This window comes from Niastella yeongjuensis (genome assembly GCF_900110245.1).
Lineage (GTDB): Bacteria > Bacteroidota > Bacteroidia > Chitinophagales > Chitinophagaceae > Niastella > Niastella yeongjuensis.
Map to the genome: position 1 here is coordinate 153,525 of NZ_FOCZ01000011.1, position 24,048 is coordinate 177,572.

The window sequence follows — 24,048 nt, forward strand, 5'->3', positions numbered from 1 at the left end:
TCCCGTTCCCCACCATTTGTATCAGCGTTGATAATCCATATCGGGATAGGGGTTTACTGCAATGGCGGTATTGGCGTTTGTATTGCCCAGCAGAAATTTTTCTACAAATGCTTCAATCGCCGGCTTCTGCGCATCGGGGATGGCGCAATGATTATGTCCGCCATCGATGTAAAACCCAAAGCGGTCGCCAATGCCAAAGGTTTTCCAAACCTCCTGCGCTGCACGGGCCGACACATAACAGGAAGGGTTAGCCAGCCAGGTAAAATCGGTATTACCGGTAACCAGCAAAGCCCTGGGCGCTACCATAGCCATTAGTTCATGATGATCGTGTGGCAGCTTCGACACATTTGTTCCTGCAAACTGGAACATGCTTTCTTTAAACCATTCATGACTGGTAGAACCTAATTTTTCTACATCCCCGAGGGTTTCTGAAACACGCCAGGCCGGTGCACCGCCCCCACCCGACTCCTGGGCAATGGTCAACGCAATGCGTTCATCAAAAGCGCCGGCAAACAAGGCCATTTTACCAGCGTAGGAGCAACCGGTTACCCCGAGGTGTTTCAGGTCTATCGGCAAACTGGACTTCACCAGTTCCAACCCATCAATAATACGGCTTACACCCCAGGCCCAGGCACTGTACTGGCCAATATTATCCCGGTTAAAATTGGGGTACAATCGGAAATAAGGATCTGTTGCCTGCGGTGTAGGATACGTAGTAACCTGGTTATGCGTGAAGGTGATGCGCGCAATGTTGCGGCTGGTAAAAATATCGGCTGGTAAACTGCCATTCAAACTGTTCATCCCTATTACGGCGGGAAATGGGCCAGTACCTGCAGGGAGTGAAATGGCTGAACTCAGTGTAAGCGTTTGTCCGTTTACGGTAACAATAACCTGCAGGGTACCGGTGGTAGGTGTAGCGCCGGGTATCCAGGTTGCGGAAATGGTATCGGGCCGGTTGGGTTTGGGACCGATCTCATAATTTTCAATTTCTGCCTTTATTTCACTGCGGCGGCGCGCCCAGTCGGTGAAATTAGTAGAGCGCCCACTGCCGTTCGACCACATAAACGGATCGGGCAAGGGTTCTATGGCAGACAGCTGATCAAGGGTAGGCAGCGGCGGTAGTGGATAACCGGCACCGGTATTTTCTACAGGATAAACAAGCGGAAGCTGGGCGCCTGAGCCCAGGCCAATAAAGAGCAGGAAAAGGCAGGCAATAGTGATCCTTACCTGCGAAGCAGCTAAAATTCTTTTCATAGCAAGCGTGGTTTAATCGTTAATGAATAATGGTAATTAATAATGCAACCGATTTCATTATTAAATTTAAATTATTCCGATTACTCCCGCTTCCAACAGTCAAATTAAATTGTAACCGTTTTCATTAATTTCATAAAAAAGGGCCTCCCGGTAAAACCGGGAAGCCCACACTTATTAGAACCAATTACCATTTATTTCTTCTTCTGCACTTTTACTCTTTTATGGAAATCACCGCTTGAAATATCCAGGATATACATGCCGGTAGGAAGCGTGCTTCCATCGAGTGTATAGTTACCCTGACGGTTATTTACATTGTAGTGCAGTATTTGTTTACCTGAGAAATCATATACAGTTACTGTATGTGAAGCATATTTTTCAGGCACGGTGTAATGCAATTGTGTAGTGAATGGGTTTGGATAGGCATCTTTCACCGAAGGTGACATGCCGGTCACGAGGTTTTGTACCGCGGCCATTCTTGCCGTGCTCACGATGGAGAAGTTGAATTTCTCCCAGGCGTCGGCAGTTGGGCGGGTGCAGGTCATGGCCTCTTCACCATTTTCTGAGCTTACAAAGAAACCATTGTTGCCACGCAGTGAAATAGAACCATCAGCATTCACGATCCAGTCGAAAGCTTCCCAGCCTTGTGGTGCAGGGCGATTGGCGGTCATGGCTTTGGTACCGTTTTCTGATGACACATACTGACCCATGCTGCGCAGGTTCACTTTTCCGTTACCGGCATCCAGCACAGTAAACTGCTCCCAGGTTTGTGGGGCGGTTCTTGTACAGGTCATGGCTTTGGTGCCATTTTCACCACTTACATAAAAACCATTGTTTCCTCTCAGGGTAATAACCTGGCCAATTGGCGCGGTGTTGCCCGGGTTATTTGGTGTTGAAGTAGCAAGAGAGAACCAGTTGAGGTTATAACCACCAACCGGAGCCTGTATTCTCAATGTTTGTTCACCGGCAGCCAGCACCACACTATCGGTGATGGTTGTCCAGGTTTGCCAGGCGCCTGTAGCTGGTACTACAGTAGTAGCCAGTATTACAGTTGAATCTTTTTTCAATTGAATGCTGCCGCCTCCGGCTTCGCTGGCCACACGGTATTGAACGGTATACGTACCGGCAGTTTGTACATTCACTTTATAATCCATCCAGTCGCCTGCATCGATATAACCCACATTTGAACCACCACCTGCATCGGTAGTAGTTTCGGTTTGAATACCACTCATATTGGTATAGTTCTCAGCCTGTACCGTACCGGGAATTGACACGGCAGGAGCAGGACCTGAAGGTTGTCCGCCCAACCACATAATGGCATCGATGATGAACTTGTTCTGGGTTTCGCTGCCAAATGTAGATGACAGCCCAACGTTGGTAGAATAGTTCATAGCGTTGTGCCCGAAGTTGGCATACACCATTTTATAATTCTTGTTCGTCCAAACGATGGGGTAATAACCACTGGTCCATTTTTGAGTAGTGCCTAAAGGAAAGCTGGAAGGATCAACAGAGCAAAGTACTTTAATGTTGCTGTTGTTGCGCAGGTCATTGGTCCAGCTGTACCATTCACTTACTGATGAAGTAAAAGTGGTTGGCAGGCGCAGCGTGCTGGGATGTGTGCGGTCTTCACATTTCAAAGTAGCCTTGGTTGGTTCCCAGGTATTGTCGCGGAAGTTACCGGAACCCAGGAAGGTGTTGTAATACCAGCTCCAGGAGCCGGCATTATCTGTCCAGGCACTAACGTGAAAGCCCATCCAGCGACCGCCGTTTTCCATGTATTGCTGGAATGCGGCGCGTTGGGCAGCTCCTGTAGGGGCATCATCCAAAAAGAGCACTACCTGGTAGTTCTTCAGGAAGTTTGCATTCAGGTTGTCCCAGTTGTTGGTGGCAGTGTAAGAAAAGCCATATTGAGCCGCCAGGTTGGTGAACCAGGGGTTGGCTTCTTTTACAAAATTAATGTGGGCTGCATCCCAGGTGCCATTGTAAAAGGCTACTACCTTAAACTTGGGCGTTTGAGCGGTCGCGCTAAATACTGTTGACAGTAATAGCATGAGAATGGACATAGAAAGCACTAGCTGCTTTCGTAGCTTGTAAATCTTCATGAGGGCACGATTTTTTAGTTAAACAAATGTCTAATTAGCGCGTCGAAATTAAATAAATAAACCCCTACCGGGTTAAATGTGAACAATTTATCAAAGTAGTTGTTTTCTCCATATAACACTCATTAATTCTGTTTCGGTTATACATTAAGTAAAGGCTCAACTTATCAAGCATCCCTATATTTTCTTCCCCTGATGACTGCTGTATTGAAACCGTTCATTTCATTGTATCAAAACCGGACGCCCAATACACCGGCAACCTTGTAACCTACTTATTTTTACGCGGTTACAAACTGGCATTTATTTCGTAATTGCGTCAACTATACCGAAACCAAAGCTATGTTCACCAATTATTTAAAAACCGCCTGGCGTAATCTTTTTAAGAGCAAGGTCTCTTCTATTATTAATATCAGCGGCCTGGCTGTGGGTATGGCTGTAGCCATTCTCATTGCACTCTGGGTGTACGATGAAGTAAGCTATGATACGTATCATAAAAACTATGATCGCATTGTACAGGTAATGCAACACCAGCTTTTCAATGGTAAATATGAAACGCAGATGTCTAATCCGTATGTAATGGCAGAAGAGATCAGGCGAACGTACGGCAATGGGTTTAAATATGTGATACAGTCTTCCTGGAACTATGACCATGGTCTCGTTTACGGCGATAAAATAATTTTACAAGCAGGCAGTTTCATGGAGCCGGAAATGGTTGATATGTTGAGTCTGAAAATACTCGCCGGCTCAAAAGACGGGTTAAGGGAAATGAATTCCATCATCCTTTCGCAATCCGTTGCCACGGCTATTTTTGGCAAGGAAGATCCCATTGGGAAAATGGTACGCGTCGATAATAAGTCGAACGTGAAGGTTACCGCGGTATATGAAGACCTGCCGGACAATACCAGCTTTCGCCAACTTACTTTTGTGCTGCCCTGGCAACTATATTTGAGCCAGAACCAATGGATAAAACAAATGGAAACTCCCTGGGGAAGCAACTTTACCCAAACTTATGCCCAGGTAGCCGACAATGTGGATATAGAAACATTGTCGAAACGCATCCGCGATGTGAAGCTGAACAAAACAGCTGCGGAGGATAAGCAGTATAAGCCTATCGTTTTCCTGCACCCCATGCGAAAATGGCACCTGTATGAACAATGGAAGGAAGGGATCAATACCGGCGGGCGCATTGAAACGGTTTGGCTGTTCGGTATCATTGGCATATTTGTATTACTGCTGGCCTGCATCAACTTTATGAACCTGAGTACCGCCCGGTCTGAAAAAAGGGCCAAAGAAGTAGGCGTTAGAAAAACCATCGGTTCAAACAGAAAACAACTGGTTGTACAATTCTTTAGTGAATCTGTATTAACGGCGGTGATCGCTTTTGTATTTTCCATTTTACTGGTAAGCCTTATTATGCCGTTCTTCAATTCCGTTGCTGATAAAAAAATGGCCATCCCCTGGCTTAATCCCCTGTTCTGGCTGATCGGTATTTGCCTCAGCATACTCACCGGTTTGCTGGCCGGGGTATACCCTGCTTTGTTCCTTTCTTCTTTTCAACCGGTAAAAGTATTGAAGGGAACCTACCGTGTCGGCCGTTTTGCTTCGCTACCAAGAAAAGTATTGGTAGTAGCCCAGTTCACTATTTCCATAGTACTGATCATTGGGACCATTATAGTATACAAACAGATCAACCTGGGCATGCAACGGCCTATAGGATATGTACGCGATGGATTGATCTCCCATGACATTTCTGAAGTAAAGCATAAACACTTTGAAGCGTTGCGTTCAGAACTGAAAAACTCCGGCGCCGTGGTGGAGATGGCCGAATCTGGCAGCCCAACCACGGGTGTATGGAATACCAATGGCGGTTTCGATTGGGAAGGCAAAGACCCCAACTTTGCGGTTGACTTCCCTAATAATGCCAATACCTGGGAGTACGGCAAAACAATAGGCTGGAAAATAAAACAGGGCCGCGACTTTTCCCGCGAGTTTGCTTCCGATTCTACCGCCTTTATCTTAAACGAATCGGCTGTAGCCTTTATGGGGTTAAAAGATCCGATTGGTAAGATCATACACTGGAACAAAAAACCGTATCACATTATTGGCGTGGTAGAAGACATGCTGGTACAATCGCCTTATAAACCGGTACGCGCTGCGCTCTGGCATATTTCAACAGACCCGGAAAATTTGTTCATTATGAAAATGAACCCTACCTGGAGTGTTAACAGAGCGCTGGCCAAAATTGAAAGCATCTTCAAAAAATACGATCCGGCTTCCCCCTTTAAAGCCCAATTTGCCGATGAACAGTTTGCTGAAAAATTCGATAACGAGAAGCGGATTGGTCAACTATCCACTTTCTTTGCGATCCTCGCGGTGTTTATATCCTGCCTGGGTTTGTTTGGCTTAACCTCGTTCATGGCCGAACAACGGGTAAAGGAGATCGGTATCCGCAATGTGCTGGGCGCATCGATGATGAGCATCTGGCAATTGCTTTCTAAAGACTTTATTCTGCTGGTGTGCCTGTCGTGCCTGATAGCCATTCCCATCGCCTCTTATTACATGCATACCTGGTTACAGAAATATGATTTCAGAACAGATATCTCATGGTGGGTATTTGCTTTATCTGCCGGAGGTGCGCTGGTCATTACGTTGATCACCGTAAGTTTTCAGGCTATTAAAGCGGCACTGGCAAATCCGGTAAAAAGTTTGCGGACGGAATAGAGAAAAGGCAGAAGGCAGCGGGCAGAAGGCAGAGATCCTTATCAACATGTTAACTTGTCAACCGGTTAACTTACAATCAATATATTTCCTACTTTCGAACCATGCCATCAAAAAACCTTGTAGTTAAAACCCTTAACGAATTGTATGAACTCATGGGGCTTTCGCACGACATTGTCGACCAAACCTCGGGATTCTCTATTCTTTACCTGCAAGACCTGTTCAAAGATTATCCGGTTTCTTCCATCCCCTTCCGGCCCAATTTCTTCAGCTTTCTTTTTATCAAAGACGCCTTTGGAAATTATACCATCGACGACCTGAGTTTTCCCATGGTGCCTGGCACTGTTTATTTTACCAACCCCGGTAACTTCCGCAAGTTCATCTGGAACAGCGTTACCGATACCTGTCTGGTTGTTTTTACTGAATCTTATTTAAAAGAACAGGTACATCCTGACATTTACCGGGAATTCTCCTTCCTGCTTACCGAAACAGTAGAACCGCGGGTATTGACACCCGATCAATTCGCGATCATTGAAGAATTGTACAAATTCATTTACCGCGAACACCACGGCGATTCGCCTTATAAAAACAAGATCATCGGCAGTGCGGTGGTTACGCTTTTATTAAAGATCAAGGAGTATTTCTTTCAGGCTTACAACCCCATTTATGAAGGTAACCGCAGCTCCCAGATCGTAAAAACATTCAAACAAAACCTGGAACAGCATTTCCGGGATCTCGCCAACGGCAAAACCGACGCTCAGCTGCGGGTTCAGGATTATGCCGATAAACAATTCCTGCATGTAAATTACCTGTCCAGCGTAATTACAAGTAAAACCGGCAAATCCATCAGCGCCTGGATTGCCGATAAAACCATTGCCGAAGCCAAGGTAATGCTGCACGACAAACAAATGAATATTAAGGAGATCGCCGGCAGATTAGGTTTTCTGGAAGCCTCCCATTTCAGTAATTATTTCAAGAAACACACCACTCAAAGTCCGGCCGACTACCGCAAACAGCTGGTTTAACACCCATTCTTAGAATTTTGCAACTCTTGCTGTAATCTTTGTACGTTTCCGGGGCTGTTCATACACCATCTTTGTGTTATCAAATCAAACAATAAAACAAAGAATTATGAACAGGTTAAATAACAAAGTAGTATTGATTACCGGTGCTTCAAAAGGAATAGGCGCTGCCACTGCCCAACTGATCGCTGCCGAAGGCGCCAAAGTGATCATCAATTATGCCGGTAGCCAGGCTGCTGCGGAGAAAACAGTACAGGAAATAAAAGATAAAGGTGGCGATGCTATTGCCGTTAAAGCCGATGTTAGCAAAGCAGCTGAGGTAACTGCCTTATTCGATACCGCTATTGCGCACTATGGCAAAATTGACGTGCTTATCAACAACGCCGGTGTAATGATCATGAAGTTGCTGAAAGATACCACTGATGAAGATTTCGACCGCCAGTTCAATACAAACGTACGCGGTACCTTCAACACCATGCGCGAAGCCGCTACCCGATTGGCCGACGGTGGTACTATTATCAATACTTCTTCCACTTTAACCCGCGCCATGGTGCCTACTTACGGAACCTACGTTGCTTCCAAAGGCGCCGTTGAACAATTGACCCGCGTATTTGCCAAAGAAATGGGTTCAAGAGGGATTACAGTGAACGCTGTATTGCCTGGCCCTACCAATACCGAATTATACATGGAAGGTAAAAGCCCTGAGATGATCGCCCGTCAGGCTGCATTGAATGCCTTTAACCGGTTGGCTGAAGTAGGTGATATTGCTCCGGTGATCGTTTTCCTGGCCAGTGATGATGCCAAATGGATCAGCGGACAAACCATTGGTGTAAATGGCGCTATGGCTTAATAACCCACCATAAACTTTCAACCATGTACATCCCAACAATTTTGATAGCCTTTGCTTTGCTCACAGGTTGTATGGGTGCCGAAGCACAAAAGGAAAAAATCAATAACCAATCAAAAAATATAAGTATGGATACCAGCAAATTGTCGAACCCAACAGTAAAAGCAGCCTTTGAAGCCTGGCAGGCAGGTGATTCAAAATTGTGGCTTTCTTTTTTCACCGCCGACGCCCAGTTGCTGGATGATGGCCATCCCCGGAATTTTCAAAACTTCTCTACAAAAGCCATTGGGCACGAACGGTTTACCAGTGTAGACATTGTAAAGGACAGCGGCCGTTCCATCTTTGGTCACTTCCACAGCGACACCTGGGGCAATTTCAAAACCTATTTCAAATTTCACCTCGATGCCAATAGCAAAATATACAAACTGGAAATAGGTCAGGCTGAATATTAATACCTAAAAATAATGCCATGAGCAATAAAAGAGAACTGGATAATTTATCACCCGTAGAAAAAGTGCTTCATTTCTGGAACAATGTATGGAGCCCACCGTACAACCTGGACCTGATTGACGAATTAATGGTAGAAGATTTCATTATTACCAATTCAGGCAAAGACATTATTGGCCGTGATAACTTTAAAGCCTGGGTGGCAGGTTTTTTAAAAACCGTCACCGACAGCAAACTGGAGAACCTGGAAATATTTGAAAGCAAGGATGGAACAAGAGTAGTATCGCGTTGGAAATTTACGGGTTATCATAACGGTATGTTCGGCATTACACCCAATGGAAAACCGATAGAACTAACCGGGACAGCTATCTGGGAGATCAGAGACAATAAGCTGGCGCATAACTGGGTAGAAAGAAGCGCCTTTGAAGTATACAAGCAGCTGATTTGACTCGAAATTCCGTTTAGTTCGCACAGGAGAGACTTATCATAGATAAGGCTCTTTTTGTGTTAAAATGCATTTGAAATAGAAAGGCCATCCGTTAACTGCGGATGGCCTTTCTATTTCATGTTACACAAAACCTTTAAATCGTATACTTCTTTCTCTATTGCTCCAGTTCTTTTTTACCCAATCCCAGTTCCTGTTCCATGAATCTTTCAACGGAGCCATATTTTGTGGCGGTAGTGGCCTTGGCGCCATTCAGCTCCATGCGGGTATATTCATTACGAACGCCAGCAACTATTTTCAATTTCTCAGTGGCGTCTATGCGTCAATTTGGTGTCATCCATCACTTCGGTGGCATTCTTTAACCCAAGGTCAAAATACAGCGCATCTCCGCCAACACCATCGGGTGAATCAAAGCCCCAATATCTTTTCCCGTCAATGGGTTTGTACAGACCGCTGTAACGCCGATAATGCTTCTTTTATACTCACCGAAACGCTGTCACCCGACTGTTTCAGGTATTCGGTAGGCGTAAAGCCGGTGGTCTTTTTGAAGTACTGGTTAAAGGCCGATTTGGAGTTGAAACCGGCTTCATAGGCAATTGACAGAATATTAGGGGTCACTTCCTGGCGGCGGCATTGATCGAGCAGGTTCAATACTTTCTGCATGCGGTAATCATTGATGAACTGATAAAACGACCGGTGCAGGTATTGATTCAACACTTCCGATAAATGATGCCGGGGCGTTTTCATCAGCGACGCCAGTTTTTCGAGGGTGAGATCAGGATCACTATACACTTTCTTTTCTTCCATCAAAAGTGCCAGCCGTTCGGCGATCAGGGCTTGCTGGGTTTCCGACAAAACCGCCTTTCGCGTCATCGATACCGGTTGAACCGTCACTGATAAATTCTCTTTTTCCTGTACCAGCATAACCGGTTCGGGCATATCGGGTGGAACCGGTAATTCAACATCATCACCTGTTTCGTTATTGATCGCCTGCATAACCATCCGATACCGGATGATGAATACACTCATCAGCAGTAAATTAGAGTAGGCAACAATGCGAATAATAATATGCAGGTCGTGGGTATTGAGTAATTGAAATGGCTGAATAATATTGACAATTAACCAAAGAGCGGGCCCCACCAGGAAACAGGTTGACATTCTGCGGATCAATTGTTGCTCACTTCGCCAAAACGCAGGCATGCGATAGCAAAGCATCAGCGTCATTACCGGGTAAATAATGCCGGAAGCCAGTATGAGATAACCGGTTATGTTATTATAATAAGCCAGTAAACTTTCGGCCTTTGCCGGATGGTAAATTATTTTTACCGCAATGGTGAAGAACACACAGGCTGCAGCCAGGGTAGGCAACAACAGGTAAAAATATCGCTGTGGGCGATAGCGATCGTTCAACACTTTATTGGTATACATCCACAACAAGGGGCCATAAGCCAGATCAATAAATGTATTGAACGCGTTCTGGATCATTGCATTTTCAGAAACTGCATAAATGATGAACTTGATGGTCAAATGCGAAAACAAACAGATCAATAACCAGTTCAGCAGTGAGTCTGCAGGTTTTCTTTTTCTGTTGCCTATAAACAGCGACAGGGCGATCAAAGCCTGAAATGCGCCTAATGCAATGATGTACTCCATGCTGGTAAAGGTACCGGCGCAATATTATCTTATAGTTAAGCACGTAATATTTCAAACACAGGCAAAATAAAGGGGACCCGCTGCACCGGATCCCTTTCGTCAGAAAGCGGTACACACCATGACATATGAAAAACAATGAGCGTACGGATTACTAATTATTTTTGCAGCGCCTCCGGTTTTTCATAGAAACTAATTTCCAACTCTCGCGTGCTCAATCTTTTCACGTATCTGATGCGCTTCCTTTTCAAAATCAGCTATCATATATACATTGTGCTCGAGGTGATCGTACAACTTAAGGAATCTGGCCCCCTCCACTTTTCTGAATTTGAGTTCTACACCAATCCTGGTAGTAATGTGCTCTTTTTTCTGTTCCTTCCCTTCTATTATAAATGGCTGCTTAATATTCACAACTATATTCCCGCTGACTGCATCGAGCTGAAAAACCTCAAATGAAAAAATGCCATTGTGCTCAACGATCAAAAGTTTGCCGCCTTTTTCATCGATGATCAGGGTTTGATGCACCAACTGTTTACGATAGTAATTGGTGATGCCGGTTTGCCGGGTGGCTTCTGTGATGTAAGTATTTATTCGTTTCTGCGCTTTCTTTATACGTCTTTTATTGGCGTTATTCAATATAATAACAACAACTATTATAGGTACTAATAGCAATAGTACAATCACTACGTCTGACATAGTTAAATAAGTTTAGGTAATACAATGCCGTTAATGATCCTTCAGACCATTAACCTTTAGGGTGCTGTTCAAAAAAGTAAAACAGCGCTTACCAGAAGTAGTGATTGGGAAACAAGAGTAGCCGTATAAACGAAGATGAATGTGGTACTGAGAAAGCTTTGATGCGCTTGTGCAGATCGCCGGCATTATAATTACTCAGCCGTACCAAGGTAATAGAGCCATCGGAGTCGCGATGGTCCCTGATGGTAGACGCAACGCAGGTAAACTGAATAGCATGCGCTACTTCAGCAAAATGATCGGGTAAAAGATCATCTGCCAGTAATGAAGCACTTTTTTGGTGAGCTATATTATTTTCAGGCAACGGTGTACCTGCCTCAGCAGTAAAACACCTTACCAGTTGAACAAATAATATCAATATCGTAAATAAATACCTCACGCGACAAATGTAGCCTAATATATGCGCAAATACAAGCGAAAGGGTGTTTAATAAACAAGCCGATGTTTTAACGAAGCAATCACTATTTTTTTTGTATGTTTGATTAAATGACCGGAACTTATTTACATACTTATATTACTACCATCGTCAGGTACATTATACTTGACATCAGTAATAGTGTGACCTGGTCATTCCCTGAGTTTGTTCCTTTTTGTCCGCACCTGTATTACTTCTCCACTTATAAAGACTTCAACAGGTTTGCCCAGGCCTGATTGTTCAGGGCTTGGGAACATCATTGATCAATAATTAATTATTTTCAGTAATTAACCTGTAAACTATTGTCATGTGCCGGAAGCAACAATCTGTTTCTGCAGGAAGATCTATGGCCATTATTTTGATATTGGCAAGCGCCATTGCATGCGAGCAGGGATTTGTTGATAATTCAAAATGGTATTTATTGCTGTTAGTCACCGTACCCTTGTTGGTGGCCTGTTTTTTTCCTGTTCGGAAATAGCGCATACAAATAAAAACGCACTCACTGGATTGATACAATGTGGGTGCGTTTTATTATTTTTATACCTAACACCCGACTCATGCAGCACCTTTTTATCCAATATGTTTATCTCATCTTAATTATTCTGGCGCTGGTTATGGTTGCCAACCGGCTGCGACTGGCTTATCCCATCGTATTGGTTGTGGGCGGACTGGCATTCAGTTTTACGACTACTTTTTCGAACATCACCATAGACCCCGAACTGGTTTTCTTTATTTTTCTGCCACCCCTGCTGTTTGATTCTGCCTGGCAGGTGTCGTGGAAAGAATTCTGGAAATGGCGGCGGGTCATAACGAGTTTTGCCTTTCCCATTGTAATTCTTACTTCCTCCGTAATAGCCATTGTTTCCTGGGCCTGTATACCCGGGTTTACGCTGGCATTGGGATTTTTACTGGGTGGTATTGTGTCCCCGCCCGATGCTATTTCAGCCAGCACTATTATGAGGCAGGTTAAAGCCCCCAAAGGATTGATGAGTATTGTTGAAGGCGAAAGCCTGCTCAATGACGCTTCTTCGCTTATTGTTTTCCGGTTTGCCATTGCGGCCGTGATCACCGGACAGTTTCATATGTCGGAAGCTGTTGGCAGCTTTTTCCTGGTAATCATAATGGGCACGCTCATCGGACTGGCCATTGGTTTTATTTTCTTTGCCATTCACAAGTGGCTGCCCACTACACCCAGCATCGAGATCATTCTCACCCTGGTAGTGCCCTATTGCATGTACTACACCGCAGAACATTATCATTTTTCAGGTGTACTATCTGTAGTAAGCGGCGGTTTGTTATTATCAGCTCACCGGCACCGCATGTTAAGTTATCGCAGCCGTATTGAAGGCGTGAACGTATGGGCCAACCTGGTATTTGTATTGAACGGACTGGTGTTTATGCTGATTGGCTTACAATTGCCTTCTATCGTAAATCAGTTGGGTAATATCAGTTTGGGCAGCGCCATTGGGTACGGATTAACCATTTCCCTGGCCCTGATCATTTGCCGCATTCTTTGCACCCTGGGTGCATCTGTGTTTACTGTATTTATGAGCCGGTATATTACAGTAGCTGATAACAGTCCGGGTTGGCGTAACCCGCTTATCATAGGCTGGGCCGGCATGCGCGGCGTGGTGTCGCTTGCAGCGGCCTTATCGGTTCCATTGCTTATGGACAACAACCAGGCCTTTCCCTATCGCAACCTCATCCTTTTCATAACGTTTATTGTAATATTGGTAACGCTGGTATTTCAGGGGCTTACACTTCCCTGGCTCATCAGGAAATTAAAACCCGTACCAGTTCGTAATACCATACCGGAAAATATTCAGGAATTGAACATTCAAAAAAAGATTGCCAAATGTTCTATTGAATTCCTGGAAGAAAAAGCCCACGAAGGAAAGAATGTAAGCGAACACCTGAAGAACCTGCATGAGCGACTGAAGATCGATCTGAAATTATTGACCGAACAATTAAACTCATCGGCCAGTAATCCTGAAACAGGGCTCAGGAATTTTCAACTCATTTACCTGGAGTTGTTGGAAAAACAACGCGCTGCCCTGAACCAGGTAAATCACCTGCAGGAATACGATGAAGAACTGATCAGAAAGTATATGTCGCTCATTGATATGGAAGAATACAAGATCAGGGAAAAACTGGTTGCCGAGAAAAATTAATCAGGTTATTTTCTTACAGGCAAATCGTCTTTTAATAACGGTATTCAGGTAAGATCCCTTAGAGGTAGCTTTCTTCATCGCCTCATAAATGGCTGCGGGCACTTTTAAATAATCATATATTGCCCCGGAGGTGTAGGTGATCCGCAGGATAGCTGATTCGGGGAAATAATGCATATGGGCTACCACCGACGAAGGCATACCCTACCTGCAAAAAAATTATGCCTGCCCGCCTCAAAGAACAGGGCGATATCTTTAAGCCGGTGCTTGGCAAAGGCATTGATATGAAGAAAGCAATTGCCGCCCTGCAGCATCTCCTTGAGTCAGAATAGTTACCCAGGTTACACTACACCGGGATTTTGCTTTTTATCCCGGGAAAATGATCTATTTTCCCGGGGTTTCACCCTATTTTCCCGGAGAAATCATATGTTTTCCCAGGATTTCACACCATTTTCCCGGGAAAAACATAGATTTTCCCGGGGTTTTACCCTGTTTTCCTGGGAAAACAGGGTAAAACCCCGGGATACGGACCAAAATCCTGGGAAAATCTTATGACATCCCAGGATTTCACGTCGCCCATGCTGCTTTCCTTGTCAACTCGTCAATCTGTTAACTGCTCAACCCTTCCCCATACCAGAATTTATACCTATTTGGAATAAAAACGAACCTTCACATAATGAGGATAATATAGTTTTGAAATAAACAACGTACATACATGCTGATCAAACGACTGGTGCCACTATGGATAATGGGTGTTCTTCTATTAACCACCCTGAAAGGAATAGCACAACAAAAAGGCCGGCAGGAAAAAGACCTGTCTCAAAACAACTGGAAACTATGGCTCGACACCGCCGCCACCTGGGAAAACGATTCGCTATATACCCCACCGGTCGACATTAGTAAACTCCCTGTTCACGAACCTACCGGTGGCTGGCAAACTTTACAAACAGCCAGTGGCCGCCTGGTTCATCTCCCCACTACTGTTGAAGAATATTACTGGGCCCGCAATGGCAACAATTTTGGACTGGCCGGAAATTATTTGGGCGTATCGTGGTTCACAACCAATATAGCAGTTCCGCCAGCCATGAAAGGCAAACGCCTGGTGCTGCATTTTGAAAGCGCCCGCTTTCGTGCCGAAGTTTTTGTAAACAGAAAACTTTGCGGTTACGATGTAGTGCCCGGAACTCCATTCGATGTAGATATAACCGAAGCCGCAAAACCTGGCGCCAATAACGAAATAGCCATCCGCATCACCGATCCCAATGGCAACTTCGACTGGCGCGACAGCCAGAATTTTATGTGGGGCGCATACCGCACCCAACCCACCCATGGTTTTGGCGGCATTACCGGCAAAGTAAAACTGGTAGCAACGGACCGTGTTTTCATCGATGACATTTTTGTAAAGAACAAACCCGCCATCACCGAAGTGGATGTACAGGTAACCGCGCAAAATACCAGCATCAGTGCAGCGACTGGCAAGTACGTCGTTGACATCCGCGAAGCCTCCGCACAAAAAAGATCCGTGTTTCAACAGGTCATCACCGGTGTACAACTGGAACCCGGTGCCTCTACAAAAAACATCACCGTAAAACTGCCCGCAGCAAAATTGTGGAGCGTCGATAGTCCGAACCTGTATATAGCCACCGTTCGCTGGGAAGGCAGCAACAACACGCTCGACAGCACCGGACAGCGTTTCGGTTTCCGCTGGTTCGAAATAAAAGACATTGCTGGCGATCAACAATTCTATTTAAACAACAAACGTATTGTATTACGCACCTCTATCTCCTGGGGCTTTTGGCCAGAGAATGGTATTGCACCTTCAGATGAGCTGGCCAAAAAACAGGTCATGGATGCCAAACGCCTTGGTTTGAACATGCTTAATTTTCACCGTACCATCGGGCAACGTAATGTGCTCGATTATGCCGATGAACTGGGTCTGTTATACTTTGAAGAACCCGGTGGTAATTCATACCCTGATAACCTCTTCAACCCCAAAAACGACCTGGAGAAAAAACAAACTTTGTTCTACCTCACGGCCCGTACCGAAAAATTCCTGCGCATGGTACGCCGCGACAGAAGCCATCCTGCCCTGATCATTTATAACATGCACAACGAGCGCGGCGCCCAGCCAACAGCCATCGACCGCGCTGAAATGATGGCCGGCCATACCCTGGATGATTCCCGCATTATCACCTATAACTCCTGCAACGGAAATATAAAACTGAACGAACCCGATCCTAAATACAAACTGCACCTGCTGCCCTTCGATACTACGTTCTATGACTATGGCTGGTTCGATCAGCACCATGCCGGTGGTCCCGGGGTGTACCACGACAACCTGTATTCCAACCCCACTTCCTATGCAAAATATACCGATCACAAAAACGAGATCGACTACTGGGGCGAAGAAGGTGCCATTGGTACCCCACCCCGCCTGCAATTGATTCGTGATGCTATTTTAAAAAGAGGAAAAGACATTGGCTGGGAAACCGACAGCTACCTGAAATGGTACGATGGATATGATTCATTTCTTAAAAACAACGGATTCAGCAAAGACTTCCCTAATGTAGACAGCCTCACCCGTAAAATGGGTAATGTGGCTTATTATTATCAGGGCCGGGTGATCGAGAATGTTCGTATCAATAACATTACCGATGGGTATGCCGTAAATGGTTGGGAAAGTATGAAGCTCGAAAACCACTCGGGCATTGTAGATAACTACCGTAACCTGAAAGGCGACCCCGAACTTATTGCCCAATACAACCAGCCCTTATATGTGGCCGTTAAACTCAATCACAAAGTACTGGCCGTGGGCGATACCACTACCATCGATCTGTATCTTGTAAATGAAAAGAACATCAACGGAAATTACAACCTCGAAGTATCAGCACGTAACGCCAAAGGCGAAACCGGCTGGCACAAAACCATTCCGGTTGAAGTGAAGGGCGGTGCGGTTTATGGACAGTTATTATCAGCCGGCAATCCCTTCGCAGCGCCTGCTCCTGGTTATACCACCATTACAGCGAAACTGGTAAATGGCAGCACCATCCTTGCCACCGGGCAGGATGAGCTGTACGCGGTTCAACTGAATACCACCGGCATTCCGCAAGAAGTGCAATTGGCCGATACCAGCGGCGTGCTGAGTAATTATTTTAGCAGCATTGGGTTCAAACCATTCAAAAACTACCGCGGAGGCAAACCCGAAGGCAAAGTACTGGTGATTGGCGCCTTTGAACCACAGCAAACCGGTAATCCACTGGTAACCGATATACTGGAATGGGTAAATAATGGCAATACTTTAATTGTTGTAAACAACAGCGAACATTGGGCCGACCACCTGGCAAAAAAAGAAGTATTCGATTACCGCGGATCAAAAGTGCTGGGCACATCGTGGTATGGCGGTAATTATTTTTCCAAACAACATGCCTTGTTCAATGGCTTGCCCCAGGCTTGTGTCTTCAACTGGGAGTACCAGTGTTTTGCAACGTATAATAAAAGCCGCTTAGGTTTGCGTTTGAATACCGGCGACTGTGTAGTAGCCTGCGTAAGCGACCACAAACCTGAGGTATTTTCAGCGTTAAGCATTATTCCACACGGCCGGGGTAAGATCATTGTATGTGCACTGGATATCTTCTCTTGTATCAAAGATGTAAAACTGGAAAAGAAGGCCGAAGGCGATGGGGAAAATGCCTCCCTGGCCACCTTCAATAACTCACAAAAGAACAGCGCCAATATTGTTGGCCAGCAATTACTGCTGAATATGTTGAAGAATTAGCGACTTTTTGATATAGAAAATTTAGTTAATAAACTATGGGGAGAAGGCCTAACTTCTCCCCATCAGGACGCTACAGGGCGAAATATCCCGTTTTCCCACTACATTTGCAACCTTTAAAAACCGGAAAGTATATCATAAATTCCCCGGGTGTACGTTAAATAGTGCTCATTAACAATGAGTTCTGAAAACGTAAGCGAAGTAAGCCGCTGTTTGTCAAAATCCGCGATTTTGCAGGCAGTCACGTGAAATGGGGCGTTTGTAGAAAACTTTCATAAAAAATCCTTCATCCCTTAATTTTACAGCTTATTATCACTGCCTATGCCGCAAGATAAAAACCGTCAGTTCCTGGATTTTGAAAAACCGATCAAAGATCTTTTTGATGATATAGAAGGTTTGAAGCAAAAGGCCGAAAAGAGCAAACTGGATCTAACTGACCCTATTAAGAAACTCGAAGAGCGTGTGCTGGAAACCCGTAAGGCTATTACACAAAACCTTACGCCCTGGCAAAAAGTGCAGTTGAGCCGCCACCCCGACCGTCCGTACACCATGAAATATATCTCCAAACTTTCCACCGATTTTGTGGAACTGTTTGGCGACCGTAATGTTAAAGATGATAAGGCCATGGTGGGTGGTTTCGCCAACCTCGATGGTCAAACCGTAATGATCATTGGTCAGCAAAAGGGTATCAATACCAAGGCGCGTCAATTGCGCAATTTTGGCATGGCTAATCCGGAAGGATATCGCAAAGCCCTGCGGCTGATGAAACTGGCTGAGAAGTTCGACAAACCAATTATAACCCTCATCGATACGCCCGGTGCCTACCCAGGTCTCGAAGCGGAAGAAAGAGGACAGGGTGAAGCCATTGCCCGTAACATTTATGAAATGATGCGGCTTAAAGTACCGGTGGTGTGTGTGATCATTGGTGAGGGAGCCTCCGGCGGTGCTATGGGAATTGGCGTTGGCGACAAAGTGTTCATGCTTGAAAATACCTGGTATACAGTTATTTCACCTGAAAGCTGCAGCTCCATTCTTTGGCGCAGCTGGGACCAGAAAGAAAAAGCAGCCGAACAGTTAAAACTCACTGCCGATTATATGCATGAATTTGGATTAATTGATGGTATCATTCCCGAGCCTGTAGGCGGCGCTCATTGGAATTACGATGAGGCTGCGGGCTTATTGAAACCTTACCTCATTAACACCATCAACGAGCTGAAGGCGATGGATCCTGAAGAGCGTGTTCGAAAGCGAATCGATAAGTTTAGCAAGATGGGCTTCTGGGACGAATTACCGGCCTAGTTGTCTTTGAGTGAATTTGCTTTATCCGCCGAAACTTTGGTGTAGGCGGAACCAGCTATAACATCACTGGTCATCACCGGTTGTGTCACTCACTTGTACATTCTTATCGTTACTCAGCTTATACCAACATTCAAAACTTAAATCGCTCCCGGTACATTATCGGGCCCAACCTTAAGATTATGTCTCTTCGTCAATCATTATATGGCACCGGCGTGGCACTGGTCACCCCGTTCAAATCAAATACAGAAGTCGATCTCGATGCGTTAAGCAAAGTCATTGACCATGTTATCGATGGTGGAACTGAATATGTGGTAACACTCGGCACCACTGGTGAAACTCCTACCCTCAGCAAAGAAGAAAAGATCGCAATTGTTCGGTTTACTTATGAGAAAGTAAACAACCGCGTTCCCGTGGTAGTGGGCATCGGTGGTAACAACACCGCTGAATTAATAAAAGAACTGGAAACTTTCCCTTTAGATAAAGCGACCGCTGTTTTAAGCGCCAGCCCTTATTATAACAAACCTTCGCAGGAAGGCATCTTCCAGCACTACAAAGCGCTGGCAGCCGCTTCGCCTAAACCAATATTGCTGTACAATGTTCCAGGCCGCACCGGTCGTAACATGACTGCCGCCACTACCCTGCGTCTGGCTAATGAAGTGGCCAATATTGGTGGTATTAAAGAAGCCAGCGGCGATATGGCCCAGTGCATGCAGATCCTGCGCGACCGCCCCGAGAACTTCCTGGTAGTAAGTGGCGACGACGCCCTGGTTTTACCGCAAATTGCCTGTGGAATGGATGGTGTGATCAGCGTAGCCGCCAATGCCTTCCCCAAACAGTTCACCCACATGGTGCGCCAGTGTTTGAAAGGCGATTTCAAAGCAGCCAAATCGCTGAATGATGTGCTGATCCAGGCTTACGAACTGATGTTTGCTGAAAACAATCCAGCCGGCGTAAAAGCATTTATGGCTGACCTGAACCTGCTCGAAAACGCCCTGCGTTTACCCATGTTGCCGTTGAGTGAAGGATTGCATGAGCAGGTGAAAGCGTTCCTGAAAAACAATTAGAAATATTTAATATTGAATTTTAAATGTCGAATGTTGCAATACACATTCGACATTTTCATTTAAAGAAGTCATTTATTTAAGTGGGGCTCTAAAAGTCACGCCTTCCAACGCCAGACTGGTATTGGGGAATACCTCGATCGCTTCCTGTTCAAACACCTCCAGCTTATCGTATTTAGAACTAAAATGACCAATGAGCAAACGGCCTACGTTGGCGTTCTTGGCTATACGGGCAGCCTGATTGGTGGTGGAATGAAAACGCATGGCCGCTCTTGTTTCCAGGTCTTTTAAATAAGTGGTTTCGTGGTATAACAGATCAACCCCTTTTACCTTTTCTATCAATTCTTCATCGTAAATGGTATCGGCACAATAGGCATATGACAACGGTTTCACCCCCGGATTGGTTACCCATTCGTTTTCTATCACCTCACCTGCTTTGGTGGTATAATTCTCACCCCATTTCAGCCGGTCGTAAAATGCGGCTGGTACACCGTATTCAATCGCCTTTTCAGGATTTACGCGGCGGGGTGCCCGTACCTGGTCAAATCGGAAACCCCAGCAGGGGATGCGGTGTTTGGTGGCGAAACAGGTTACCTTAAATTTATCATTCTGCACAATTACCCCTTCTCCTTCCAGCGGATGAAAATGCAAGGGATACGACAATTGATTGGAGGCAGCTTCCAGTTGCAGGTCCAGTATTTGTTTTAAGGGAGCCGGGGCGAACAAATGCAGCTCGTTTTCGCGATGCAGCAGGCCCATGCTGTGTAATAAACCCGGTAAACCAAAATAATGGTCACCGTGCAGGTGGGAAATGAAAATATAGTTGATCCGTGACCAGCGAATGCGGTATTTCACCAATTGTTGCTGGGTACCTTCCCCACTATCAACCAGGAACAGATTATCATCCAGCGTCACCACTTGTGACGTGGGATGCCGGTCGTACGCCGGTAAAGCAGAATTATTTCCCAGTATAGTAACTGCCAGCATTCAATTCGTTAAAGGGTGATCATTTTGTTTAAGACGTCCTCATAAGTCATTCTGCTGCATTTCCTTGTACAAATTTATGTAATAGCCGCATAACCTGTCACGCTCTTATTACCTCCTTATTACATTATACTTACATAACGTAAATCAATACCGCGCAATTGTATGCACAATGTCGGCCAGGTAGCTTTTACCAAATAAATTCAGGTGAATAAGCAAGGGGTATAAATTGCATACCTTCCATTGCTGTCTGTAATTAACAGGCAGGCGGTAATGATAGTTGTAACTTTCATAAAACAGGTTGTCGAATCCGCCAAACAGCGTGGTCATGGCGATATCAATACTGCGGTGGCCAAAAAATTGCTTTACCTGGACCGGCTCCGGTAATTGACGGTTAACAGCCAGTTTTACCTGTGGCAACAGCCTTTGCTGTATAAAAAAATCAATCCAGTTATCAGTAAGTTGATTGCTTTGCGGCAGCGAGCCCATGTAATTGTCGGTAGCCAGTCTAAACTGTTTGCCCTGCACCTGATGTAAAGCGGTCAGTTGATATGTAAGGGGGCCTTACGAACTTACAAACCCATTCACGACAACAACAATTTACACTCGTGTAATAATCTTTCTTTACTGACTGCTGCCGTACCTACCTCTTCACAAACCAATCCACCGGCAATATTGGCCACTTCAGCCATCAGGTCAATCCGTTTGGTAGCAGCATAGATCAGAGAGGCTACAGCAATCACCGTATCGCCGGCGCCCGATACATCGGCAATATTCCGTAAATGTGAGGGGATGATCTTTGAGTCGCTGTTCTCCTGGTAAAACACGCCTTTTTCTGACAGCGTGATAAAGGAAATAGCGTGTTGTAATTTCTTTTGTAATTGCTGATGAATATCGTTCAGGGTATTCAGGTTGATATCATCCAACAACAGGTTCAAACCATCTTTTACTTCTTTCAAATTAGGTTTGAAGATGTCGACGCCCTGGTAGCTGAAGAAGTTTTTTCGTTTGGGATCCACCGTGGTAATAACGCCATGTTGTTTACACAGGGCCGTTACTTCTTTTATCACGCGTTCGGTCAATACGCCTTTATTGTAATCTTCAAAGATGATCACCTGTGGCTTTTCGCTGGTAATATACTGGCGTACTTTTTCCAGCAGGGCATTCTCATCATCGGTGCTCAGGTCCTTGGTGATCTCGGCATCCAGCCGCATCATTTGCTGGTTACGGCTTATGATGCGCGTTTTGGCAGTAGTTATACGGGAGGGTTGTTTGGCTACCCAGTTTGTGTTGATGTGGTATTCATTAAACAGGTCGGTTAAGGTATGGCCATTTTCGTCATCCCCCATCACCGACAGTACCGACACCTGGGAACCCAGGGCCGCCAGGTTCAATGCCACATTGCCGGCCCCACCTATACGATGTTCTTTTTTGTCAAGTGCTACTACCGGCACCGGCGCTTCGGGCGAAATCCTTTCCACATGGCCCCACCAGTAAATATCCAGCATCACATCACCTATTACACCTGCCTTGATATTAGAAAAACCTTCAAAAAGTTTATTGAAATCTACTTTGCTCATATTACATCTGTTCCAGGTTACAAGTTTCAGGTTACAAGTCCCTGGCACCTGTAACCTGGAACCTGTAACTAGGCCTTTTTATTTCGCACTGCAATATAGTACAAAGGAACGCCTGTTAAAACAATTCCCAGCCCAATACCGGCGTAAAGTGGTTTCATTTGTATAAGGAAAACGCTAAATACTAAAGCGAGAATGATATAAATAATGGGCAGTACCGGGTAGCCAAAGGCTTTATAAGGCCGTTCTGCATCCGGGCGCTTTTTGCGTAAAATAAAGATGCCTATAATGGTTATCGCATAAAAAAGTACGGCCACAAAAGCGATCATATCCAGCAGGTCGCCATAACTACCGCTCAAACACAGGATACCCGCCATAGCGGCCTGGATCCACAAAGCGAATTCGGGAACTGCATTTTTATTTAATGTGCCGGTTTTCTTAAAGAACAGGCCATCTTTAGCCATGGTATAATATACACGGGCACCGGCCAGTATCAGTCCATTGTTACAACCAAAGGTGCTGATCATGATCATCACCGCAATTACATAAGCGCCAATTTCACCAAAAATAGAAGTAGCCGCCGCCACTGCTACCCGCTCTCCTTCCGGGTAAGCAATATGGCTTAAGGGAAGTACATTCAGGTACATGAGGTTGGCTGTTACATAAATTACAGTTACGATCAGGGTACCCAAAAACAGGCTTAACCCGATGTTTCTTTTTGGGTTCTTTATTTCCCCCGCAATAAAGGTTACATTATTCCAGCTATCACTGCTGAAAATAGAACCTACCATCGCCGCAGCAATGGCGCCAATTAAAGCAGTACCGCCAATGGGCAGCCACTGGCCATCTTTAATAAAGTTTCCCTTATCATCCTGTTGCAGGTGGGTTGCATTCATACCTGTTTGCCAGTTCTCACTCCAAAAACTGTGTTTTACCAGTAAGAACCCTAATATGATCAGGCCGAATAAGGACAATAGTTTTACGGTAGTAAATGTAGTTTGAATGATCTTGCCGCCTTTAATACCCTTGGTGTTGGTATACGTAAGAAATACAATTAGCGCAATGGCCAACACCTGTGCAGCAGAGATCTTCAGTTTGCCTATGGTCAAAAGGATGTTGGTTTCACCCAACTCTGGTATTAGATAAGCCGTATAGCGACTAAAGGCTACGGCTACTGCTGCAATGGTGGCAGTTTGTATTACTGCAAAAAAGCTCCAGCCATACAGAAAGCCGGCCAATGGATTAAATGCTTCTTTAAGATATACATACTGGCCGCCTGCTTTAGGAAACATGCCGCTCAGTTCACCATAGCTTACTGCCGCGGTGATGGTCATAAAACCGGTGATCAGCCAAACGGCGATCATCCAGCCGGCGCTGCCTACGTTGCGGGTAATATCTGAACTAACGATAAAAATACCCGAACCGATCATTGAACCGGCTACCACCATGGTAGCGTCCACTAAACTAAGAGATGGTTTAAATGTAGAAGCGTGTTCTGCCATATTAGGTAGATAATGGTAAGTAAATCAGGTTTTAATCC

Annotated in this window: 21 protein-coding genes; 10 read left to right on the top strand and 11 right to left on the bottom strand. The window is 45.2% G+C overall.

Annotated features, from left to right (window positions below):
• Nucleotides 1-21: 21 nt before the first annotated feature.
• Both BMX95_RS25650 and BMX95_RS25655 read right to left on the bottom strand, forming a co-directional pair.
• Complete coding sequence (locus tag BMX95_RS25650) at nucleotides 22-1,254, bottom strand: glucuronyl esterase domain-containing protein (protein WP_081197579.1); 1,233 nt, start codon at nucleotides 1,252-1,254, stop codon at nucleotides 22-24.
• A gap of 191 nt (nucleotides 1,255-1,445) precedes the next feature.
• A complete protein-coding gene (locus BMX95_RS25655; protein ID WP_081197578.1) occupies nucleotides 1,446-3,353 on the bottom strand; it encodes a carbohydrate-binding protein in 1,908 nt (635 codons plus the stop codon).
• 336 nt (nucleotides 3,354-3,689) lie between these two features.
• Between BMX95_RS25655 and BMX95_RS25660 the strand changes: the two genes are divergently transcribed.
• The 5 genes from BMX95_RS25660 to BMX95_RS25680 all read left to right on the top strand — a co-directional run bounded on the left by BMX95_RS25660 (nucleotide 3,690) and on the right by BMX95_RS25680 (nucleotide 8,832).
• Nucleotides 3,690-6,071, top strand: coding sequence for an ABC transporter permease (locus BMX95_RS25660; protein WP_081197577.1), 2,382 nt, complete (start codon nucleotides 3,690-3,692; stop codon nucleotides 6,069-6,071).
• A gap of 101 nt (nucleotides 6,072-6,172) precedes the next feature.
• The gene (locus BMX95_RS25665; protein ID WP_081197576.1) at nucleotides 6,173-7,093 is read left to right on the top strand and encodes an AraC family transcriptional regulator; all 921 of its coding nucleotides are present in this window, start codon (nucleotides 6,173-6,175) and stop codon (nucleotides 7,091-7,093) included.
• Between the two features lie 106 nt (nucleotides 7,094-7,199).
• Nucleotides 7,200-7,940, top strand: coding sequence for an SDR family oxidoreductase (locus BMX95_RS25670; RefSeq protein WP_081197575.1), 741 nt, complete (start codon nucleotides 7,200-7,202; stop codon nucleotides 7,938-7,940).
• Between the two features lie 23 nt (nucleotides 7,941-7,963).
• Nucleotides 7,964-8,389 (top strand): nuclear transport factor 2-like protein, encoded by a 426-nt coding sequence (locus BMX95_RS25675; RefSeq protein WP_081197574.1) that lies wholly within the window; start codon nucleotides 7,964-7,966, stop codon nucleotides 8,387-8,389.
• Nucleotides 8,390-8,406: 17 nt separating this feature from the next.
• Nucleotides 8,407-8,832 (top strand): ester cyclase, encoded by a 426-nt coding sequence (locus tag BMX95_RS25680; protein WP_081197573.1) that lies wholly within the window; start codon nucleotides 8,407-8,409, stop codon nucleotides 8,830-8,832.
• A gap of 154 nt (nucleotides 8,833-8,986) precedes the next feature.
• On the opposite strand, the gene BMX95_RS34655 is transcribed toward BMX95_RS25680, so the two are convergent.
• The 4 genes from BMX95_RS34655 to BMX95_RS25695 form a co-directional block, all read right to left on the bottom strand.
• Nucleotides 8,987-9,130 (bottom strand): tyrosine-protein phosphatase, encoded by a 144-nt coding sequence (locus tag BMX95_RS34655; RefSeq protein ID WP_143067619.1) that lies wholly within the window; start codon nucleotides 9,128-9,130, stop codon nucleotides 8,987-8,989.
• 131 nt (nucleotides 9,131-9,261) lie between these two features.
• A complete protein-coding gene (locus BMX95_RS25685; protein WP_081197572.1) occupies nucleotides 9,262-10,482 on the bottom strand; it encodes a helix-turn-helix domain-containing protein in 1,221 nt (406 codons plus the stop codon).
• A gap of 189 nt (nucleotides 10,483-10,671) precedes the next feature.
• Nucleotides 10,672-11,175 carry a hypothetical protein gene (locus BMX95_RS25690; protein WP_081197571.1) on the bottom strand — a complete coding sequence of 168 codons (504 nt, stop codon included), beginning with the start codon at nucleotides 11,173-11,175 and terminating at the stop codon, nucleotides 10,672-10,674.
• A gap of 88 nt (nucleotides 11,176-11,263) precedes the next feature.
• Complete coding sequence (locus tag BMX95_RS25695) at nucleotides 11,264-11,611, bottom strand: hypothetical protein (RefSeq protein ID WP_133053838.1); 348 nt, start codon at nucleotides 11,609-11,611, stop codon at nucleotides 11,264-11,266.
• Nucleotides 11,612-11,718: 107 nt separating this feature from the next.
• Between BMX95_RS25695 and BMX95_RS35095 the strand changes: the two genes are divergently transcribed.
• The gene (locus tag BMX95_RS35095) at nucleotides 11,719-11,883 is read left to right on the top strand and encodes a hypothetical protein (RefSeq protein ID WP_165758806.1); all 165 of its coding nucleotides are present in this window, start codon (nucleotides 11,719-11,721) and stop codon (nucleotides 11,881-11,883) included.
• Between the two features lie 321 nt (nucleotides 11,884-12,204).
• Nucleotides 12,205-13,818 carry a Na+/H+ antiporter gene (locus tag BMX95_RS25700; protein WP_081197672.1) on the top strand — a complete coding sequence of 538 codons (1,614 nt, stop codon included), beginning with the start codon at nucleotides 12,205-12,207 and terminating at the stop codon, nucleotides 13,816-13,818.
• Here the strand turns inward: BMX95_RS25700 and BMX95_RS25705 are convergent, their stop codons facing one another.
• Complete coding sequence (locus tag BMX95_RS25705; protein WP_081197569.1) at nucleotides 13,819-14,016, bottom strand: KTSC domain-containing protein; 198 nt, start codon at nucleotides 14,014-14,016, stop codon at nucleotides 13,819-13,821.
• 514 nt (nucleotides 14,017-14,530) lie between these two features.
• Here BMX95_RS25705 and BMX95_RS25710 point away from each other — a divergent pair.
• The 3 genes from BMX95_RS25710 (at nucleotide 14,531) to dapA (ending at nucleotide 19,950) form a co-directional block, all read left to right on the top strand.
• Entirely contained in the window at nucleotides 14,531-17,590 is a 3,060-nt protein-coding gene (locus tag BMX95_RS25710) for a glycoside hydrolase family 2 protein (RefSeq protein ID WP_081197568.1), read from the top strand.
• A gap of 318 nt (nucleotides 17,591-17,908) precedes the next feature.
• Nucleotides 17,909-18,886: an acetyl-CoA carboxylase carboxyltransferase subunit alpha gene (locus tag BMX95_RS25715; RefSeq protein ID WP_081197567.1), complete on the top strand. Its 978-nt coding sequence runs from the start codon at nucleotides 17,909-17,911 to the stop codon at nucleotides 18,884-18,886.
• Nucleotides 18,887-19,065: 179 nt separating this feature from the next.
• Nucleotides 19,066-19,950, top strand: a complete 885-nt coding sequence (dapA, locus tag BMX95_RS25720; protein ID WP_081197566.1) for a 4-hydroxy-tetrahydrodipicolinate synthase — start codon at nucleotides 19,066-19,068, stop codon at nucleotides 19,948-19,950.
• A gap of 72 nt (nucleotides 19,951-20,022) precedes the next feature.
• On the opposite strand, the gene BMX95_RS25725 is transcribed toward dapA, so the two are convergent.
• The 4 genes from BMX95_RS25725 to BMX95_RS25740 all read right to left on the bottom strand — a co-directional run bounded on the left by BMX95_RS25725 (nucleotide 20,023) and on the right by BMX95_RS25740 (nucleotide 24,010).
• Complete coding sequence (locus BMX95_RS25725) at nucleotides 20,023-20,934, bottom strand: ribonuclease Z (RefSeq protein ID WP_081197565.1); 912 nt, start codon at nucleotides 20,932-20,934, stop codon at nucleotides 20,023-20,025.
• 144 nt (nucleotides 20,935-21,078) lie between these two features.
• Nucleotides 21,079-21,477, bottom strand: a complete 399-nt coding sequence (locus BMX95_RS25730) for a fructosamine kinase family protein (protein ID WP_262493538.1) — start codon at nucleotides 21,475-21,477, stop codon at nucleotides 21,079-21,081.
• Between the two features lie 38 nt (nucleotides 21,478-21,515).
• Nucleotides 21,516-22,511 (bottom strand): bifunctional heptose 7-phosphate kinase/heptose 1-phosphate adenyltransferase, encoded by a 996-nt coding sequence (locus BMX95_RS25735; RefSeq protein ID WP_081197563.1) that lies wholly within the window; start codon nucleotides 22,509-22,511, stop codon nucleotides 21,516-21,518.
• A 68-nt stretch (nucleotides 22,512-22,579) separates the two neighbouring features.
• On the bottom strand, nucleotides 22,580-24,010 hold the full coding sequence (locus BMX95_RS25740; protein WP_081197562.1) for an APC family permease: 1,431 nt from the start codon (nucleotides 24,008-24,010) through the stop codon (nucleotides 22,580-22,582).
• Nucleotides 24,011-24,048 lie beyond the last annotated feature (38 nt).

Excerpts from the sequence above, each read along its gene's own strand:
- BMX95_RS35095 (WP_165758806.1), top strand. The coding sequence starts at position 11,719 with ATGACCGGAACTTATTTACATACTTATATTACTACCATCGTCAGGTAC.
- BMX95_RS25735 (WP_081197563.1), bottom strand. The coding sequence starts at position 22,511 with ATGAGCAAAGTAGATTTCAATAAACTTTTTGAAGGTTTTTCTAATATC.
- BMX95_RS25710 (WP_081197568.1), top strand. The coding sequence starts at position 14,531 with ATGCTGATCAAACGACTGGTGCCACTATGGATAATGGGTGTTCTTCTA.
- BMX95_RS25725 (WP_081197565.1), bottom strand. The coding sequence starts at position 20,934 with ATGCTGGCAGTTACTATACTGGGAAATAATTCTGCTTTACCGGCGTAC.
- BMX95_RS25705 (WP_081197569.1), bottom strand. The coding sequence starts at position 14,016 with ATGCCTTCGTCGGTGGTAGCCCATATGCATTATTTCCCCGAATCAGCT.
- BMX95_RS25675 (WP_081197574.1), top strand. The coding sequence starts at position 7,964 with ATGTACATCCCAACAATTTTGATAGCCTTTGCTTTGCTCACAGGTTGT.
- dapA (WP_081197566.1), top strand. The coding sequence starts at position 19,066 with ATGTCTCTTCGTCAATCATTATATGGCACCGGCGTGGCACTGGTCACC.
- BMX95_RS25690 (WP_081197571.1), bottom strand. The coding sequence starts at position 11,175 with ATGTCAGACGTAGTGATTGTACTATTGCTATTAGTACCTATAATAGTT.
- BMX95_RS25660 (WP_081197577.1), top strand. The coding sequence starts at position 3,690 with ATGTTCACCAATTATTTAAAAACCGCCTGGCGTAATCTTTTTAAGAGC.
- BMX95_RS25670 (WP_081197575.1), top strand. The coding sequence starts at position 7,200 with ATGAACAGGTTAAATAACAAAGTAGTATTGATTACCGGTGCTTCAAAA.
- BMX95_RS25700 (WP_081197672.1), top strand. The coding sequence starts at position 12,205 with ATGCAGCACCTTTTTATCCAATATGTTTATCTCATCTTAATTATTCTG.
- BMX95_RS25665 (WP_081197576.1), top strand. The coding sequence starts at position 6,173 with ATGCCATCAAAAAACCTTGTAGTTAAAACCCTTAACGAATTGTATGAA.
- BMX95_RS25655 (WP_081197578.1), bottom strand. The coding sequence starts at position 3,353 with ATGAAGATTTACAAGCTACGAAAGCAGCTAGTGCTTTCTATGTCCATT.
- BMX95_RS25680 (WP_081197573.1), top strand. The coding sequence starts at position 8,407 with ATGAGCAATAAAAGAGAACTGGATAATTTATCACCCGTAGAAAAAGTG.
- BMX95_RS25685 (WP_081197572.1), bottom strand. The coding sequence starts at position 10,482 with ATGGAGTACATCATTGCATTAGGCGCATTTCAGGCTTTGATCGCCCTG.
- BMX95_RS25740 (WP_081197562.1), bottom strand. The coding sequence starts at position 24,010 with ATGGCAGAACACGCTTCTACATTTAAACCATCTCTTAGTTTAGTGGAC.
- BMX95_RS25715 (WP_081197567.1), top strand. The coding sequence starts at position 17,909 with ATGCCGCAAGATAAAAACCGTCAGTTCCTGGATTTTGAAAAACCGATC.
- BMX95_RS25650 (WP_081197579.1), bottom strand. The coding sequence starts at position 1,254 with ATGAAAAGAATTTTAGCTGCTTCGCAGGTAAGGATCACTATTGCCTGC.